Source organism: Prevotella sp. lc2012, assembly GCF_900107065.1.
Taxonomy (GTDB): domain Bacteria; phylum Bacteroidota; class Bacteroidia; order Bacteroidales; family Bacteroidaceae; genus Prevotella.
Map to the genome: position 1 here is coordinate 607,020 of NZ_FNUF01000001.1, position 18,714 is coordinate 625,733.

The 18,714-nt window shown below is 48.6% G+C and carries 13 protein-coding genes; 6 read left to right on the plus strand and 7 right to left on the minus strand.

Features of this window, described 5'->3' with window-relative positions; translation table 11 throughout:
• Window positions 1-7 precede the first annotated feature (7 nt).
• Window positions 8-1,222, minus strand: coding sequence for a TolC family protein (locus BLU99_RS02715; RefSeq protein ID WP_091899619.1), 1,215 nt, complete (start codon window positions 1,220-1,222; stop codon window positions 8-10).
• Entirely contained in the window at window positions 1,219-4,362 is a 3,144-nt protein-coding gene (locus BLU99_RS02720; protein WP_091899620.1) for an efflux RND transporter permease subunit, read from the minus strand. The genes BLU99_RS02715 and BLU99_RS02720 overlap by 4 nt, the downstream gene beginning before the upstream one ends.
• A 511-nt stretch (window positions 4,363-4,873) precedes the next feature.
• On the opposite strand from BLU99_RS02720, the gene BLU99_RS02725 reads away from it, so the two are divergent.
• On the plus strand, window positions 4,874-5,335 hold the full coding sequence (locus tag BLU99_RS02725; RefSeq protein ID WP_255397419.1) for a helix-turn-helix domain-containing protein: 462 nt from the start codon (window positions 4,874-4,876) through the stop codon (window positions 5,333-5,335).
• 59 nt (window positions 5,336-5,394) lie between these two features.
• Here the strand turns inward: BLU99_RS02725 and BLU99_RS02730 are convergent, their stop codons facing one another.
• Both BLU99_RS02730 and ppdK read right to left on the minus strand, forming a co-directional pair.
• Window positions 5,395-6,735 (minus strand): tyrosine-type recombinase/integrase, encoded by a 1,341-nt coding sequence (locus BLU99_RS02730; RefSeq protein WP_218128531.1) that lies wholly within the window; start codon window positions 6,733-6,735, stop codon window positions 5,395-5,397.
• Window positions 6,736-7,111: 376 nt separating this feature from the next.
• Window positions 7,112-9,832 (minus strand): pyruvate, phosphate dikinase, encoded by a 2,721-nt coding sequence (gene ppdK, locus BLU99_RS02735; RefSeq protein WP_091899622.1) that lies wholly within the window; start codon window positions 9,830-9,832, stop codon window positions 7,112-7,114.
• Between the two features lie 207 nt (window positions 9,833-10,039).
• Between ppdK and rlmD the strand changes: the two genes are divergently transcribed.
• Genes rlmD through BLU99_RS02750 form a run of 3 tightly spaced genes read left to right on the plus strand, consistent with a single transcriptional unit; the run spans window position 10,040 to window position 13,161 of the window.
• Window positions 10,040-11,473, plus strand: coding sequence for a 23S rRNA (uracil(1939)-C(5))-methyltransferase RlmD (gene rlmD / locus BLU99_RS02740; RefSeq protein ID WP_091899623.1), 1,434 nt, complete (start codon window positions 10,040-10,042; stop codon window positions 11,471-11,473).
• Window positions 11,474-11,496: 23 nt separating this feature from the next.
• Window positions 11,497-11,979: a pyridoxamine 5'-phosphate oxidase family protein gene (locus BLU99_RS02745; protein ID WP_091899624.1), complete on the plus strand. Its 483-nt coding sequence runs from the start codon at window positions 11,497-11,499 to the stop codon at window positions 11,977-11,979.
• A gap of 30 nt (window positions 11,980-12,009) precedes the next feature.
• Window positions 12,010-13,161, plus strand: a complete 1,152-nt coding sequence (locus tag BLU99_RS02750; protein ID WP_255397420.1) for a porin — start codon at window positions 12,010-12,012, stop codon at window positions 13,159-13,161.
• A gap of 1 nt (window position 13,162) precedes the next feature.
• Here the strand turns inward: BLU99_RS02750 and BLU99_RS02755 are convergent, their stop codons facing one another.
• Window positions 13,163-14,665, minus strand: a complete 1,503-nt coding sequence (locus BLU99_RS02755) for an oligosaccharide flippase family protein (RefSeq protein WP_091899625.1) — start codon at window positions 14,663-14,665, stop codon at window positions 13,163-13,165.
• A gap of 260 nt (window positions 14,666-14,925) precedes the next feature.
• Between BLU99_RS02755 and BLU99_RS02760 the strand changes: the two genes are divergently transcribed.
• The gene (locus BLU99_RS02760; protein ID WP_176771011.1) at window positions 14,926-15,903 is read left to right on the plus strand and encodes a glycosyltransferase family 2 protein; all 978 of its coding nucleotides are present in this window, start codon (window positions 14,926-14,928) and stop codon (window positions 15,901-15,903) included.
• 10 nt (window positions 15,904-15,913) lie between these two features.
• On the plus strand, window positions 15,914-16,879 hold the full coding sequence (locus BLU99_RS02765) for a glycosyltransferase family 2 protein (RefSeq protein WP_091899626.1): 966 nt from the start codon (window positions 15,914-15,916) through the stop codon (window positions 16,877-16,879).
• Here BLU99_RS02765 and BLU99_RS02770 read toward each other — a convergent pair.
• Window positions 16,838-17,995, minus strand: a complete 1,158-nt coding sequence (locus BLU99_RS02770) for a glycosyltransferase (RefSeq protein ID WP_091899627.1) — start codon at window positions 17,993-17,995, stop codon at window positions 16,838-16,840. The genes BLU99_RS02765 and BLU99_RS02770 overlap by 42 nt on opposite strands.
• A 66-nt stretch (window positions 17,996-18,061) precedes the next feature.
• Window positions 18,062-18,640, minus strand: coding sequence for a 30S ribosomal protein S16 (locus BLU99_RS02775; RefSeq protein WP_091899628.1), 579 nt, complete (start codon window positions 18,638-18,640; stop codon window positions 18,062-18,064).
• Between the last annotated feature and the right edge of the window lie 74 nt (window positions 18,641-18,714).

The following is an 18,714-nucleotide window of genomic DNA, read 5'->3' on the forward strand; positions in this document are numbered from 1 at the left end:
TTAATAATTACTTTCCGTTGATAAAATTCAGTTTGATGATGGCTTGATTCAACGCATCGATGGCCTTGGCATTATCCATCTCAACGGCAAGTGCCGCCGACAGGTTTTGCACGTGTTCCACGTAGGTAATCTCTCCGGCTCCATATTCGATACGCGACAGACGACGCATCTCCTTGGCGGCAGGAAAGCCATCGCTCTGATAATAGTCGTATGAGCGTCTGGCTCTCTCCAAGGCATTCTTGGCAATCAGCAGTTCGGAACCGCTCTTGCGCTCTGCCTGTTCCCTTCTTGTGCGTGCGATATCCACATCCAGTTTTGCAGCAGATTTACGAGCCTTCTGGGAGCCGTAGAAAAGCGGGAAGGCCACCCCGACTTCAAAGCCCATCCAGTTACCCTTGTCGAAGCGCGACCTGTCCACGTTGTAGGGGTTGATACCGGAAATGACCAACTGATGACGGATTCCAACGTTGAACGATGGCATCATTCCCTGGCGGATGTATTCCAATTCACTTTCACTGCGCACCTGCTCACTCTCCAATAGTTGTCCCTGCGGGGTAGCGGCAAACGACCAGGCATCGTCCGCAGGCTGCACACACAGATAACCGTCTGTGGCAACAACTGTTTCCGAGGTGTTCATCAACTGCTGCAACTGTATGGCGGCAGCCGTTTTCTCATCCTGTGCCTCACGCAGTCTGATACCATTCTCTGCCTTCATCTGCTGGGCGTTCATCAGTTCCAGGCGGTTGGTCTCACCGTTTTTATATCGGATGTCTGCCGTCCTGACAAACTCACCCAGCACGGAGTCGTTTCCGCAAAGCAGCGCTTCGACATGCTGCCAAAAGAGCAGCTGACTATAAGCCACGGAAACATCCCTTGTAAGTTCACTTTCCGTAAGTTGATGCCGGCTTTCTTCAACCAAAGTTTCTGCTTTCAGCAGTTTTCGCCGCTTCCCGTAAACGGTCGGGAAATCAATCATCTGCGAGAGCGTCAGTGCATTGTCGGGACTGCCGCCCGATGTCGGGTCCTGCGACAGCAACAACTCCGTCCGATCCAGCTCGAAATAGGAGCCTTCCATCCGTTTTGCCCGCTGCACTTGCAGGTCGGCCACCTTCACGCCCATGTTGTTGGCACGGGCAATCTCGATGCACTTCGCCAGCGACTGTGCATCCACTGACGACAGGCAACATATCAATATTAATAAGGTACTATATATTCTTTTCATTTTCTGTTTGATGTGAATTTGCTTCCGTTTTTTGTAAAAGTCTTGTAAATGGTAGGAATCACGAAGAGCGTAAGAACCGTGGCTGTGAGCAGACCGCCAATAACGACGGTGGCCAACGGACGCTGTACTTCGGCTCCATCACTGGTAGAGAGGGCCATGGGCAGGAAACCAAAAGAAGCTACCAATGCCGTTATGACTACTGGGCGCAGACGGTGTTCGCATCCTTCGAGTATGCGCTGACGGACATCCGTGACACCATGATGTTGCAAGGCATTGAACTGTCCCACGAGTACTATACCATTGAGTACGGCAACACCGAACAAGGCAATAAAGCCGATTCCTGCCGAGATACTCATTGGCATGCCGCGAAGCCACAAGGCAACGATACCGCCAATGGCCGAAAGCGGAATAGCCGATGCAACGAATAGCGTCTCACGCACGCTCTTCAAAGTGGCATAAAGCAATAGCAGAATCAGCACGAGAGCCACGGGAATGGCAACCATCAACCGGTCTGTGGCGCTCTGCAGATTCTCGAACTCACCCCCGAAGGCATAGTGGTATCCGGCAGGCATCTCCAGATGGTCGTCAAGAATCTGCTGGATATCCCCCACCGTGGAACTGACATCCCGCCCCTTCACGTTGAATCCTACAAAGATACTGCGCTCCCCATCCTCGTGAGAGATTTGCGCCGGAGCCTCCTTATAACTGATGGAGGCCAACTGGCGCATGGGAACGGAAATGCCAGACGGTGAGGGTACGAATAGTTCCTCAAAATTGGAAAGGGCATCACGTCCGTCATTGTGAATGCGGAGCACAATGTCAAACTGCCGATTCTCCTCCGTCACGCTCCCTGCTATTTTTCCTGCGAATGCCGACTGCAGCACATCGTTGGCCTGACGGATGGAAATACCATACTTGGCCAACATCTGGCGGTCGTATTCCACTTGCAGTTGCGGCAGTCCATTTACCTTTTCCACAAACAGGCTACTCACGCCATCGACATCCTTGATAAGACGCTCCACCCTGTCGGCCAGGTCCGCTAACACCTCCGTGTCACCTCCGTAGATTTTCACTGCCACATCCTGACGAATACCAGTAATCAACTCGTTATTACGCATCTGGATAGGTTGCGACATCTCCACATCAAGACCAGGAATCACGCCAAGGGCTTCTTCCATTTTTTCTTGCAGATCATTTTTCGTCTCAGCAGAAGTCCACTCCGCTTTTGGTTTCAGGGCGACAAGCATATCGGCGCGTTCCACGGGCATCGGGTCGGTGGGAATCTCCGCAGAACCGATGCGCGTCACCACCTGTTTGATTTCGGGGAACTCCTGCTTAAGAATTTGCTCAGCCTTGGTACAGGTCTCCACCATCTGGGTGAGCGACGTGCCCTGCGCCATACTCAATTCTACAGCGAAATCTCCTTCTTCGAGCGTGGGTACAAATTCAGCTCCAAGCCGACTCATCAGGAACAGCGAGGCCCCAAAGAGTGCCATCATACCGACAATGACAACCCTGCCGTGATTTATGCATTTATCCACCAGAGGCAGATACCATGATTGCAGCCGAGCCATCATACGCGCACTGAGTGACGTCGTGGCGTGCTCCAAACGCAGCATGACCTTGTTGGTGGTTTTCCGCTTCAAGAATACAGCCGACATCATCGGGACATATGTAAGCGAGAGAATAAAGGCGCCGAGGATGGCAAAGAAAATGGTCATAGCCATGGGACGGAACATCTTTCCCTCGATACCCACCAAGGTCATCATCGGCAAATAGACAATCATGATGATTATCTCTCCGAAGGCTGCCGACTTACGTATTCTACTCGACGATTCATACACCAGATTGTCGAAATTACGGATTTGCGTGTCATCCTGAGACGCAATCCTCGCCACCACGGCTTCTACGATGATGATGGCACCGTCAACAATCATACCAAAGTCGATGGCACCAAGACTCATCAGGTTACCGCTGACACCAAACACGCACATCATACCGAAGGCAAACAGCATCGACAACGGGATGACCGAAGCCACAACAAGTCCGGCCCTATAGTTTCCCAAGAAAAAGATGAGAATGAAGATGACAATGAGACCACCCTCCAACAGGTTGCGTGCAATGGTGTTAGTAACACGGTCAACCAACAAGGTGCGGTCAATAAATGGCTCAATGACAACACCCTTGGGAAGACTCTTCTGAATATCGGCAATGCGAGACTTCACATTCTTGATGACCTCCTGGAAATTCTCGCCTCTCAACATCAGCGTGATACCAGCCACTACCTCGCCTTCACCATTACGGGTCACGGCACCGTAGCGTGTGGCATGTCCGAAGTGCACCTTCGCCACATCACCCACCAGAACGGGCACACCGCCCTGCGTCTTCACCACGATTTTCTCAATGTCATCCAACGTCTTCACCAATCCGAGTCCTCGAATATAATACTGATTGGAAAGACGCTCTATGTAACCGCCGCCAGTATTTTCATTGTTCTCGTTCAGAGCAGTATAGAGTTCGGCAATCGTCACGCCCATTGCATTAAGGCGCTCCAGGTTTATATCCACCTCATATTGCTTCACATAACCGCCCCAGCCACTGACCTCGGCAATACCTGACGTACCCGACAACTGTTTTCTCACGATCCAATCTTGAATGGTTCGCAGGTCGGTGAGCGAGTATTTATCCTCATACCCCTTCTCGGCACGGATGGTATAATGGTATATTTCACCCAAACCGGTAGAGATAGGTGCCAATTCCACATCTACGTCATCAGGCAGTTTTTCCTTGACGCCCCCCAACTGCTGGTCTATCAGTTCACGCGCCCAATAGTTGTCAGTTGCGTCGTTGAAGACCATCGTGATAACCGCCATACCGCTACGGCTGATGCTCCTCCGTTCCTTCACTTCTGGAATATTGGCCAGTGCCATTTCGATAGGTGTGGTAACGTTCCGCTCCATCTCCTCAGCACCGGTAGATTGAGACGTCACGATAATCTGCACCTGATTGTTGGTGATGTCGGGTGTGGCATCGAAAGGCAGATGAAGCAAGGACCATAGGCCCCACGCCACCAATGCACAGGTAAATACCCCGACCACCAATTTGTTCTCAATAGAGAACTTGATGATACGTTGAAACATAACTTATATTTAGTATCAATTCAATAAAGTAAACTACATTGACCGCAGGTCAATAATACACTAAAAGAATGAATTGATACTATTGAGGCGGTTGCCAGATAGATGCATAAACCGTATGCACATATCCATTGGAATAAGGAGTGAAGACCTTGTGGCAAGATAAGGGCTTCAAGCATATTTCCGTCACTTTTTTCGCCTTGACGACGTTTGCGCATCCGCAACAACTGGAGAAAGGCGAGCAACAGCAATGCCCTTCTGGACATGAAGTGTGATCATGATGAGAGCCGTCATTTCTATGCATCTGATGGCACTGTGCTGCATCCAAATGCTCTATCATGTCATCCCAATTACACGGCACGACAGATAGCAACAAAACAGATATGGACAACAGCAGCAATAACGGTTTCATCACATCTAATTATGATATAATATCAATTTGCGCTGCAAAGATACGACATTTCACTTGCAACTCTGTTGCAAACTTCTCATACCGTCGATTTCTTTTGAAATAATGATTCAAAAAGATTGGGTGCAACCCCTGTTCTCACAAAGAGTTGCACTCAATTTGTCCGTTTTCAGCATCTTTCGATTATTCCTCGACAGCAACCTGATGGGCAGCCTCTGCCTGACGATGATGTACGACATCTTCGAGGCCCATGCCCAACGAGAATCTACAGATTCGCATACTGACCGCACAGCCTACATCGTAAAACAACTAATGGCTCTGCTTGCTACTGGCATCAGCCGAACAGAGCGTGATGTGAGCTACTATGCAGAGCGACTGAATGTTTCACCCAAATATCTTTCTGCCACCATCAAACGCGTGACAGGACACAGTGTCACCTCATACATCGACCGACACACCGTACCTATATTAAAAGACTATCTGAATGATGAACGTCTGTCCCTCACCCAGATAGCCGATGCAATGAATTTCACGTCGCTCTCTTACTTCAGCCGCTACTGCACCTAGCATCTTGGCCAGTCGCCAAGCGACTACAGGCTTAGCCTGCAGCCAAAGTTCGAGTAAATTCAGAAAACTCTCTGATATAACTGTATTTGCCTCTTGTCAAGATTCGTAATCTTAATCTGAACCATGGTCGGGCGTGGTACGTCATCATGCATAGACATAAGTACTTTTGCTATTACCTGTTCTACATTTGTAAATCCAGAATCTTCGATTACAGATACGCATTCACCGCTTATGAATGCCTCTCCGCGGATAAGATTGTACTTCGACATTCTTTCAAAGGAATGACTGGAATCTTCACGATTATCTATATCCTCGTTGCTGAAGAAAATATAGTCTATGACTTTTTCATTCAACTCCCATGCCGGTGAGTAATCTATCTTTGTATATACTCTTGCCATCTTGTATGTAGAGTGATTAAGTGCAAAGTCAACGTCACCAAGGGACGCACCGCATCCATTCTGTGCTATTGTTGCCCATGAATGGCGGAAGGAATACAGACTGGCATGGAAGTCTGGAGAGACTTTCTTACAGATTTGGCTGATACCTGCGTTCACATTGGCATTGAATGAGTCTGATGTGCTTAGGCGGTCTTGAAAGTCAAACAGCCAAGGAGATTCCATATCTTTGGACAAGTACTTCTCGAATGTGGGCTTTATAAACTGTGGCACTCTTATCTCAAAGTATGCGTTGTCTGAACGGGACTTACATGTTTTTCTTCTGTTATAGTGGAAGATGCCATTGTGATACTGACTCTTTTTCGCATAGAATAAATCAATGCTGTTGATGCCACACATACAGAAGCTTATCAGCGCAATATCCTGTCCAAGTTCCTGGAGCGGATGCGTGAATCTACTGAAGTCGGGAACAACGGCGAAGAACCTGCGAAGCATATTGGGGCTTATTGCTCTCTTGTTTGGTGTATCTTCCTTGGGTATTGTAATCTTGGGCCAAGGGTTTGTGATTAACTGAATACCTCTTTCCTCATCGTTATATTCCAACATGGCAGCTTTGTGAATCTGTCTGATGTTGATTGGGTATTTGTTTTTAGACCTTGCCGTCTGGGAAAGAGAGTCTATCCATCGGGAAAGGAATGAGTATGTCAATTGGGAAAACATGATCTCATTATCACCAGCAAACTTCTCCAGGCTATAAAGTGCCCACTTATAGTCGCGTGAAGTCCTTTCCTGGCCTCTGGCTTTCATCTTCTCTATATGCTTACGAGCGTACATTGAGAACGATATACCATCTTTCCCTTTCTGAATATAGTCCACAATTTCCTTGACCGTCCAGTTCTGCGTGTCAATTCTATTCAGGATGTTGTAGTATCTAGCAATAACTTTGGAAGTCTGTTCCGCTACAAAAGGATCAATTACATCTTGTTTGTCCTTGCTCAGTCCCATGTCATCAACAATCCATGAAGTCCTGATGTATTGACTTTTGCGGTTTTGTGTGACTCGTATGTATACCACATACATTCCGTCCTTTCTTTGACGTAATACCTTTGCTTTGAAAAATGCCATAAATCTGTTTTATTAAAGTTAAACCTTATAATATATAATAACAAAAACAGATAAACGGCAGTATTCTTTTACCTATTGGCACACGGAATAGACAAGCACATTTTGCGTAAAACACGTGCAGAATGTGTTAAACAAATGTTGATTTTCTGCACTTTTTTGCCAAATCCTAGATTTTTTGAAAAATAAATAAAATTGGGATAAGCCTTTTATAATTAAAGACTTACCCCAATTAGTTAAAGTTCTATTTTATGTTGTCTTATTCTTCCAGAGCACCCTGCGCGGCCGCGAGACGGGCGATGGGCACACGGAACGGAGAGCAAGACGCGTAGTTCATGCCAATCTTGGCGCAGAACTTCACTGAGCTGGGCTCACCACCGTGCTCACCACAGATACCGCAACGGAGCTCTGGACGAACCTCGCGACCTTCCTTCACGGCGAACTTGATGAGACGGCCAACACCCTTCTGGTCGAGTACCTGGAACGGGTCGACCTTCAGGATCTTCTTGTCGAGGTATACAGGCAGGAACGATGCGATATCGTCGCGGCTGTAACCGAAGGTCATCTGGGTGAGGTCGTTGGTACCGAATGAGAAGTACTGTGCCTCTGAAGCGATCAGATCGGCTGTGAGGGCAGCACGTGGGATCTCGATCATCGTACCGATCTCGAACTCTACCTCGATACCGTACTCGGCGAATACCTCCTTAGCGGCATACTGGATCACTTCCTTCTGCTGCTTGAGCTCGTTGATAGTACCAATCAGTGGCACCATGATCTCTGGCATGGGGTTCTTACCCTCTTTCTTCAGCTCGCAAGCTGCAGAGAGGATAGCCTTGGTCTGCATAGCGGTGATCTCAGGGAAGGTGATACCCAGACGGCAACCACGATGACCCAGCATGGGGTTGTTCTCAGCGAGTGAGTCGACACGACGCTGGATCTCCTCCAGGCTGACACCCATCTCCTTGGCCATGGTCTGCTGACCAACCAGATCGTGGGGAACAAACTCGTGGAGAGGGGGATCGAGCAGACGGATGTTAACGGGCAGTCCGTCCATGGCCTCGAGGATACCCTTGAAGTCGGCCTTCTGATAAGGCAGCAGCTTGGCGAGCGCCTTCTCACGTCCGGCAACGCTGTCGGCCAGAATCATCTCACGCATAGCAACAATCTTCTGATCCTCGAAGAACATGTGCTCGGTACGGGTCAGACCGATACCCTTGGCACCGAAAGCACGAGCCACCTGTGCATCGTGCGGTGTGTCGGCATTGGTACGAACCTGGAGCTTGGTGTACTTGTCGCAGAGGTCCATCAACTCCTTGAAGTCGCCAGAAAGCTCGGCAGCCTTTGTGGGAACCTCACCGGCATATACCTGACCAGTGGTACCATTCAGAGAAATATAGTCGCCCTCCTTATATACGATGCCGTCGATCTCGACGGTCTTATTCTTATAGCTTACATTCAGAGCACCTACACCCGATACGCAGCACTTACCCATACCACGAGCCACAACGGCAGCGTGAGAGGTCATACCACCACGAGCGGTGAGGATACCCTCGGCAGCAGCCATACCGGCCAGATCCTCAGGAGAGGTCTCGATACGTACGAGCACAACCTTGTGACCGTTCTCGTGCCACTCCTTAGCGTCGTCGGCATGGAACACAATCTGACCGCAGGCAGCACCTGGAGATGCGGGCAGACCCTGAGCAATCACCTTAGCGGCAGAGAGTGCCTTCTTATCGAACACAGGATGCAGCAGCTCGTCGAGCTTCTGAGGCTCACAGCGCATGATGGCTGTTTTCTCGTCGATCATACCCTCGTGGAGCAGATCGATAGCGATCTTCACCATAGCAGCACCTGTACGCTTACCGTTACGGGTCTGGAGGAACCAGAGCTTGCCCTCCTGTACGGTGAACTCCATATCCTGCATATCGTGATAGTGGTGCTCCAGCTTATCCTGGATATCATTCAGCTCGTTATAGATCTCAGGCATGGCCTCCTCCATAGAAGGATACTTGGCAACACGCTCAGCCTCGCTGATACCTGCGCGCTCGGCCCAACGCTGAGAACCGATCTTCGTGATCTGCTGCGGCGTACGGATACCAGCCACAACGTCCTCACCCTGTGCGTTCACCAGATACTCACCGTTGAACAGGTTCTCACCATTAGCGGCATCACGGCTGAAGCAGACACCAGTAGCAGAGGTGTCGCCCATGTTACCGAATACCATGGCCATCACTGATACGGCTGTTCCCCACTCGTCGGGGATTCCTTCCATCTTACGATAGAGGATAGCGCGCTCGTTCATCCAAGAACGGAACACAGCGCAAATGGCACCCCACAGCTGCTCGATAGGATTGTCGGGGAAGTCCTTGCCGGTGCGCTCTTTGATAGCAGCCTTAAACAATTTCACCAGTTTCTTCAGGTCGTCAACAGAAAGATCCTTGTCAAGCACGACACCACTTTCTTTCTTCACGCCCTCGATAATCTCCTCGAACGGATCGATATCGGTCTTGTTGACTGGCTTCATCTCAAGCACCACGTCACCGTACATCTGTACGAAACGACGATAGCTATCGTAAACGAAGTGAGGATTGTTGGTTTTCTTAACCATTCCCTCAGCCACCTCGTCGTTCAGACCGAGGTTCAGGATTGTATCCATCATACCTGGCATGGAAGCACGGGCACCGGAACGGACGGAGACAAGCAACGGATTCTCCTTGTCGCCGAACTTTGAATTCATCAGATTCTCAATGTGTTTCACGGCTGCCATCACGTCGTCGTTCAACAACTCCATGATCTTCTGCTGTCCTACCTGATAATACTCATTACAGCAGTCGGTGGTGATTGTAAAACCAGGAGGAACGGGAACGCCGATCAGGTTCATCTCGGCCAGGTTTGCTCCCTTACCACCGAGTTCCTCACGCATTTTTGCATTTCCTTCAGCCTTACCATTACCGAAGGTGTAGACTCTCTTTGTACTCATAAGTCAGTATAACTATATTAATTGTAATTAATTGTATTTTTTCAATTCTGCAAAGATAATGAAAAACGAAGATAATCCCAAAAAAATGAAGGAAAAATTGCTAAGTCGACCTTACATTTTACGATTTTTAGTTACTCTTTTAAGCCTTTTGATAGTTTTTTACCGTTTTTTTTCGTAATTTTGCGCTCAATAAGGAATGAAAACAATATGAGTAGAACAAAGAAACCATTGCCAATTCTAGAAAATGTAACCATCACAGACGTGGCCGCAGAAGGTAAGAGCCTTGCCCGGGTCAACGATATGGTGGTGTTCGTACCCTGGACGGTTCCAGGTGACGTGGTTGACCTGCAGGTGCGTCGCAAGAAGCACAGTTTCATGGAGGCAGAAGTGATTCGCTTTATAAAATATAGTAATGTACGCGCAACTCCTTTCTGTCAGCATTTCGGTGTCTGCGGTGGATGTAAATGGCAGAATCTGCCATACGAGGAACAGTTGAAGAACAAGCAAAAACAGGTGCACGACCAGTTGACTCGTATTGGAAAGGTTGAGTTGCCGGAGTTTCGTCCTATACTCGGCAGTGTAAAGACACAGGCCTACCGCAATAAGCTCGACTTTGGTTGTGCGAATAAACGCTACCTGACGAAACAGGAGATAGCGACCTTGCCCAATGATGAGAGTCAGAGTCTGAAAGACATACCTGCCATCGGCTTTCATATCACGGGGGCCTTCGATAAGATTCTGCCTATCGAGAAATGCTGGTTGATGGATGATCTGCATAATCAGATTCGTAACGAAATCCGCGACTACGCCATGAAGAATGGTCTGTCATTCTTTGACCTCAGACAGCAAAAAGGTCTTCTTCGCGATGTTATTATCCGTAATTCGAACACTGGTGAATGGATGGTTATTATCCAGTTCCACTATGACGAGACCGGAGGCGAGAAAGAGGCTCTTGGATTACTGCAGCATATAGCCGATAAATTTAGCAATATCAGCGCATTACTATATCTGAACAACCAGAAATGCAATGATACGATAGGAGATCAGGAAATTCTTGTTTTCAAGGGTAATGACCATATCTTTGAAACGATGGAAGACCTGAAGTTTAAAGTTGGGCCGAAGAGTTTCTATCAGACAAACACCGAACAGGCCTACCATCTGTATTGCGTGGCTCGCGAGTTGGCAAACTTAAAAGGTGACGAGCTCGTATACGACCTTTATACCGGTACTGGTACAATAGCTAACTTTGTTGCCAAAAAGGCACGTAAGGTTATTGGTATAGAGTATGTACCAGAAGCTATCGAGGATGCTAAGATAAACTCTGAGGTAAACCATATCGACAACACACTTTTCTATGCTGGCGACATGAAAGACATCCTAACCGATGACTTCATTGCGGAACACGGCCGTCCCGATGTGATTATCACTGATCCTCCACGTGCCGGTATGCACCCCGATGTTGTGAAGACCATATTACGTGCTGCACCCAAGCGTATTGTCTACGTCAGTTGTAATCCCGCTACCCAAGCGCGCGACCTACAAGACCTCGACGAGGCCTACAAGGTTGCAGCCGTACAGCCCGTAGATATGTTTCCACATACACCGCATGTGGAAAACGTAGTATTACTTGAGCAACGATAAAATAGTATAATTGAGGATGAATCATGATGACAATAGAAGAAATTAACAAACTTATTGCAGATTCGATGTTTGCAGATATCGGGTTTATTGATGCGAATGGAAGTCCAAGCATCAGAAGAGTATTTTGTACATGGCATAAAGGGGTGGGAAAGCATCTGATTTCTACAAATACCTCCTCAATGCATGTACAAGCCCTTTTATTGAATCCTTCAGCATGTCTTTATTTTGAAAACAGCCAAGTTTTTGAGGGTGTTTGTTTTCAAGGAAAAGCTATCGTTCATTTTGAAAAAGAATATAAAGAGAAGTGTTGGAAAGAGGGTGATGAACAGTACTATCCCAAGGGCGTTACAGATGATAATTACTGTATAATTGAGTTTACGGCTGAGAGTGGACGGTATTATCGGTACGACGGCATTGGGAATATCACAAAGCAGGAAATGGATATATTTGATCAAAATACAGAATATGTGGATAACTACGACAGGCTTGCAGATGAAAATATGTAAAGGAAATATATAATCTAAGACAAGGAATTTATGATAAAGAAGTTTTTTTTACTCATCGTGCTGATGACAGGTTTTGCAGGCACCATGAATGCAGAAGAGCCCGAGTTGCTTAATGCAAACGTTCAAGAGGTTCAGGAAACGCAACAAGACAAAAAGGCAGTTGTAGAAGTTCCGCAGTGGGTTAAGAACATCAAGTTCAGTGGTTATGGCATGCTTCAATATCAGGGTGAGGACAAAGAAGGTGCCCATACCAATACATTCAACCTTCGTCTGGCCCGTTTTATCCTCGACGGCAAGATTGGCGACTTTGATTGGCGTGCACAGATTCAGGGAACCAACGTAAAAGGTCCGGGTGAGCCCACCGTACAGCTCGTTGACCTCTATGCAGAGTGGGTAAAACACAAGGCGTTCCGCGTTAAGGTCGGTCAGTTCAAGCGCGCCTTCACTTACGAGAACCCCACCCACCCCATCACACAGGGATGGTATAGCTATGCAATGGTGATCAACAACCTGTCGGGGTTCGGCGACCGTACTGGAGAGAAATCTTCGGGCGGACGTGACATTGGCATCCAAGTACAGGGTGACCTCTTCCCGAATGCTGCTGGTCGCCGTCTGTTCCACTACCAGTTGGGTGTGTACAACGGTGAAGGTATCAACGAGAAGGACAAGGACAACCGCAAGGATATCATCGGCGGTGCCTGGGTGATGCCAATCAAGGGCCTGCGTATCGGCGCCTTCGGATGGACAGGCAGTCGCGGTGGCATGCTTGACCCTGTGACAGGTACCAAACGCAGCGTAGAAAAAAACCGTTACGCCATCTCAGCCGAGTATGACAAGGACGAGTGGACATTCCGTACAGAGTATATCCACAGTCAGGGCTGGGGCGCTGCAAAGGCCGCCAACAACGTGCGTGAGATCGACTACAGTAAGGGCGACAAGGCTGATGGCTGGTATGCCTTCGGTATCGTGCCCGTCATCAAATCGAAGCTACATGCCAAGGCCCGTTACAACCTCTACCGCCAATCGAAGGAGTGGAGCACCTCAAAGACCATGTACGAAGTTGGTGTGAACTACTTCTTCACGAAGAACCTGCAACTGAATATGGAGTATGCCCGTGTGAACGAGCGTGCCACCCACGACAGTTACAACTTCGTTGACGTGGAACTTGATTTCAGATTCTAGATCAATCAGATACAGGCTGTGTAGTTGAAGAGCGGAAGCGGCGCATCAGCGCCTGCCACAGATGCGTCTTACGACGAAGGATCCGGAGGGAATAGCACGTACTTAACAAGATGAGTATTCCTCCCACCAGCCAATAGGCAATCCCTGACAAGACACATACTGTGATATAAGAAAACAGTCCCAACAGCACCTGCACAAGCGCATAACGGAAAACGGTTGCCGAACATCGGTAGCCGTTTTTCTTATAGGCATACCCTATAACTATCAGGAAGTCGAACAGATAAGCCAGAGTAACCGCCACACCCGTTCCATAAAGCCCCCATCGCTGGTAACAGAAGATGATAAGCAAGATCAGGGCAACACAATAGAGACTCTCCAATATGAGGTATGCCAGCGCCTGTCCCCGAGCCAGAGTGACATATGCCACCGGCATCGTCAGAACCTTCAGGTACATGGCAAGAGTAGCCACCTGCGCCATTCCTATTACAGGAACGAACTCTAGGCTGAACAACAAAGGAATCAGGACTGGAAGAGTGACCATAAAGGTCACAAGCATCGGTGAGAGGAGTAGCAGCGACACCTCTGTCTGACGGTTGACTGTCTCGTTCGTGGCAAAAACATCTCCCTGCACCGCCGCCAGACGAGGGAAATAATCGGTCTCCATTGCCGAGAACACCATACCTGCATATGTGATGGTCAGCATATAACCCGCATTATACAGACCCAGTATATCAAGATCACCTGTCACATTCAGATACGAGCGGATAACCAGTTCTGTCAGGCTACCGACAACCATCGCCAACGTATAAGCCACCCCTAAACGTATCATCCCCGTTCCCTCTTTCATCGCTCGTCCTGCACTTGCCAGTTGCAAAGGTATCACACGAAAAGAAATCCGGATGGTGGCGAGCATGGTAGCTAAAGCCATCAGGACAATGACTGGAACGATACCAGAAGCACCGAAGAAGTAATATACAGGAACGGAGAAGAGTAATGCTGCCAGAATTGAAATCACCTGAATGACGGCTAAAGCACCGACCCGATGAATACCTTTTAAGATCGCCGTCTCACCTCCTGTTATCGTCATCATGCCTACTGCCGGTGCCAATAACACAAAATGCAAGGTATGGTCTCCCCATGCGAATGTCGAATGACTCAGGAACGGTCCGATAACGATACAGACAAACATTCCTAGCAAGGCTGTCAGCAACGTCCATCCACGTACCACCTTCACATAACGTGCCAATCCCGCCTCATCTCCTTCCTGGTATAATTCAGAAACACGTCGGACGGCACTGAACGGGAGGCCGAGGTTTGTGGCCTGGAAAACCATGTTGACGGTAGTGTTGAACAATGAAGCGAGCCCCATGCCCGAAGGACCGAGCAAAAGCGCGACCAATTTGGTGCGTACCAGACCAATGCCTATATTCAGTCCCTGTACACCTCCAAAAATGCCCGTATACTTCAGGACATGACCATAGTTATCGTCCATCTCTTTCTTCATGATTATAATTCTAACGCAAAAATACAGTTTTTATTTCGAAATGACGAATATATTTGGAAAATCCCTTACTTTTCCGTAACATTGCGACTTTCGTCGCGAAGTTACGGACACTCGGAAGAAAAAACAAACAAGTTTGTTTTGTTCTTCACTCGTTTTTATGTAACTTTGCGATAGAAATCGCGAAGTTACTTGTACTCGGCATAAAAAATAAGTGAACTTATTTTGTTCTGCGCTCGTTTTTTCGTAACTTTGCCATCTGTATGCAGACAAATCCTCAGACCTCAAGACCTATAGTGAGCTTCATCATTGCCTACTATGAGTTACCCGTCAGACTGTTACGAGAATGCGTGGAGAGTATTCTCGCCCTATCCCTTCGTCCCTCTGAGCGAGAGATTATCATCGTTGACGACGGTTCGCCCACCAGTCCGGTTTCCACGCTAAGCGACCTGACAGATCAAGTGCTCTACCTGCGCCAGCAGCACCTTGGACTCAGTGAGGCACGTAACACAGGAATCCGTATGGCGCAAGGTACCTATATTCAGTTTGTTGATGCTGACGACCTGCTCTTGACTGTTCCCTATGAACACTGTCTCGATCAAGTTCGTTTCAACAAGCCCGAGATGGTGACGTTCCACCTCACCAATAGCAAAAAGGCAATTGTCAGCTTTGATGTCACCGACAACCAGACGGGTGCGGAATACATGCGTCATCACAACATTTATGGATCGGCCTGTAGTTATCTCTTTCAGAGAAGTATCCTCGGTGACCTCAGGTTCACACCAGGCATCTGGCATGAAGACGAGGAGTTCACACCTCTTCTACTGCTACGTGCCGAACGCGTCTGCGTCACCAGTGCCAAGGCCTACTACTATCGTCGGCAACGGGAATCGATCATGACCAGCTCACATATCAGGAACAGGCTAAAAAGACTAAACGATGCGAAGGGTATCATTGGCAGACTAAACGCGATGGCCGATCGACTGCCTGCTGAGGATCGAATCGCCCTACAGCGTCGCATTGCCCAACTGACGATGGACTATCTCTACAACGTCATCCTTCAGACCCATTCACGTCACTATCTGGATAGGCGCATTGACGAATTGCGCCGGCAGGGGCTCTTTCCTCTACCCGACCGTAACTATACACAGAAGTATGTATGGTTCAGGCGTCTGTCCAATAGTCAGAAAGGACGGTCCTTGCTGATGCGACTGATTCCCATGCTTCCACAAGAGCGCTGAACAACAGGCTATGATATCGGTCATTGTAACGACATATAATCAGGAGAAGACCATCGGTCGCGCCCTCGACTCCGTGCTCTGTCAACGGTGCCATCTGCCTGTGGAAATCATCATCGGCGAAGACTGTTCCACAGACCATACCCGCGAGATCTGCCAGGAGTATGCCACACGCTATCCACAGATCCGTTTGTTCTGCAATGATCACAACAAAGGGATTGTAGACAATTACTTCGACTGCCTGCTCGCCTGTCGGGGAGATTATATCGCAGACTGTGCAGGAGATGACTTCTGGACAGATGATCAGAAGCTGGAGAAAGCATCAAGGCTGATGGAAGCCGACAACAGCATCACTCTTGTACACACGGGATGGCACTATTATGACGAGGAAACGAAAAAAGAAAGTGCATCACCACCACAGCCCTTCCCCGCCCTACTGACAGATGGCGAACAGATGCTCGAAGCCATCCTCACACAAACCCATATGCCAATCATCCATCTGTGTACTGCACTCTACCGTGCCGACACCATCCGCCGAGCCTATGAGAAGAATACGGATCTGTTCCGGAAAGGCGGATGCGAAGATCTGCCGATTGCTTTCCACCTGGCACATGCTGGAAATATTGCTTATCTGCCAGATAGCACACTCTGCTACAGTCAGGGAGAAGAAACGATTTCCGCTTCAAAAGACGAAAGAAAATTGTTCGCGTTTTACGAAAAGGTCACAGAGCAAAGTTTTTGGTTATCAAACGAATACAACATAAAATCCGACATCACGAAAGTCTTTTTCCAAAAACGAGTCTTTGCCCTCTTAATGCATGCTTTCCGTGCATATGACATCCGTCTCTGCCACGAGGCCATCGAATGCCAGAAGCGATGGGCTGTCAAAAGCACCAACAGTATCCGAATGATACGTCTCATGATGCAGTGTCGTCCTCTATGGCGTCTGCTGTTGCACCTCCGTAAAAATCTCAGATAGTCTTGCGCCAACCACTTCGGGAGAAGCTGTCATCCTGACCCATTCCGAAAGGGGTTTGCCATCGACACCGGCATGCCGGCATACATCCAACATTTCCGACGCCAAAGCCTCCACATCCCCCACAGGAACAATGCGACAACCATCTGCATCTTTCAGGTTCTTAGGCAGCGTCTCCGTCGCAACGACAGGTATGCCCGTACTCATAGCCTCCAACACAGCCAACGGCTGCACTTCATCTCTACTGGCCAGAACCAAAGCATCGCTCTGATAAAGCAGTTGTACCACCTCGTGCTTATCAAGCAGACCGAAGATCTTAACGCCTTCCATATCCAACAAACGCCGACAGGCCTTACTGTCTGTACCATCACCCGCCACATATAGTTCCACCCGACTTTCTCTGGCCTTCACTTCACGAAATGCAGATGCCAGCACATCATAGCCCTTCCGATAATCATAGTTAGCCAAGCAGCAGAACACGAACGGTCGGTCAGCTAGGGGTTTCCTGGATTGATAATGAAAGAGAGCAGTGTCTATTACATTCGACACAACTTCCCACCGGTAGTCTGCACCGTAATAACATGCCGTATCAGTCACCACCTCCTCTGCCACCGGCAGCACCCGACTGGCACGTTGATAAGTCTTGCGCAGCATGGCAACCTGCCATGCATCAGAGGGCGGTTTTCCGAACTCTGTCTCCAGACTCATCCGCGAGAGATGCTCCGTCACGACATAGGGAATATCATACGCCTCACTGATGAGCATAGCCGCATAACCAGCCCACTTAGCGCAATGGGCGTGAATCACGTCGGGCTTGCCATATCTGACAACATAATCACGGAACATCCTTTGTACGGTTCTTACCCACCCATTGACGTTGGGACGTATGACCAGGGGAATACCACGCTGGAAATGCCGGACGACCAGAATATCGTCCATCATCTCTTCTTTCGTGGTATAAGGAAGAGACAAGAAGGATCTGGCACCTTTCTTCACCGACAACTGTATGTTGCTCAGGATACGCACCTGATGCCCCTGTCCCTTCAAAGCCTTGGCCTGATCGAGACAGAACCCCCCACCATAGGGGATGAAGAACGAAGGAATCTCCAGTATATGCATTGTCTCTTAGTAAAAAAGCCGGATATCAGTAGATACCCGGCTTCAATAGTCTTTTTCCTTGAAGCTTTATGCCTCTGCAGGAGCCTCAGCAGCAGGAGCAGCCTCTTCAGCAGGAGCCTCAGTTGCCTCAGCAGCAGCGGCCTCAGCAGCCTTTGCAGCCTCTTCCTCTGCCTTAGCAGCAGCCTCGGCGGCCTTCTTGTCGGCTACCTTCTTGGCAATAGCCTCGTTGACGGCCTTCTCTGCCTTCAGTGCATTAGCAGCAGCCTCTTTCTTTGCCTTTGCGTCAGCCTCAGCGATCTTGTTCAAGCCATTCTGCTTGTCAGCCTTCCAGGCATCGAACTTCTTCTGAGCTGCAGCCTCGTCGAAAGCGCCCTTCTTCACGCCACCACGAAGGTGCTTCATCAGGTATACGCCCTCACGGCTAAGAATGTTACGTACAGTGTCTGTTGGCTGAGCACCAGTCTCAACCCAATAGAGTGCACGATCGAAATTCAAGTCTACTGTGGCAGGATTGGTATTAGGGTTGTAAGTACCAATCTTCTCAGTAAATCTACCATCTCGTGGTGCACGAGCGTCAGCGATCACGATGCTATAGAAAGCATAACCTTTACGACCACCACGCTGCAATCTGATTTTTGTTGCCATTTTTTAAATGATAATTTGTTGTTATTAATTGAATTTCATGCTATTATCTCGTAATAGCGGCTGCAAAGGTACTA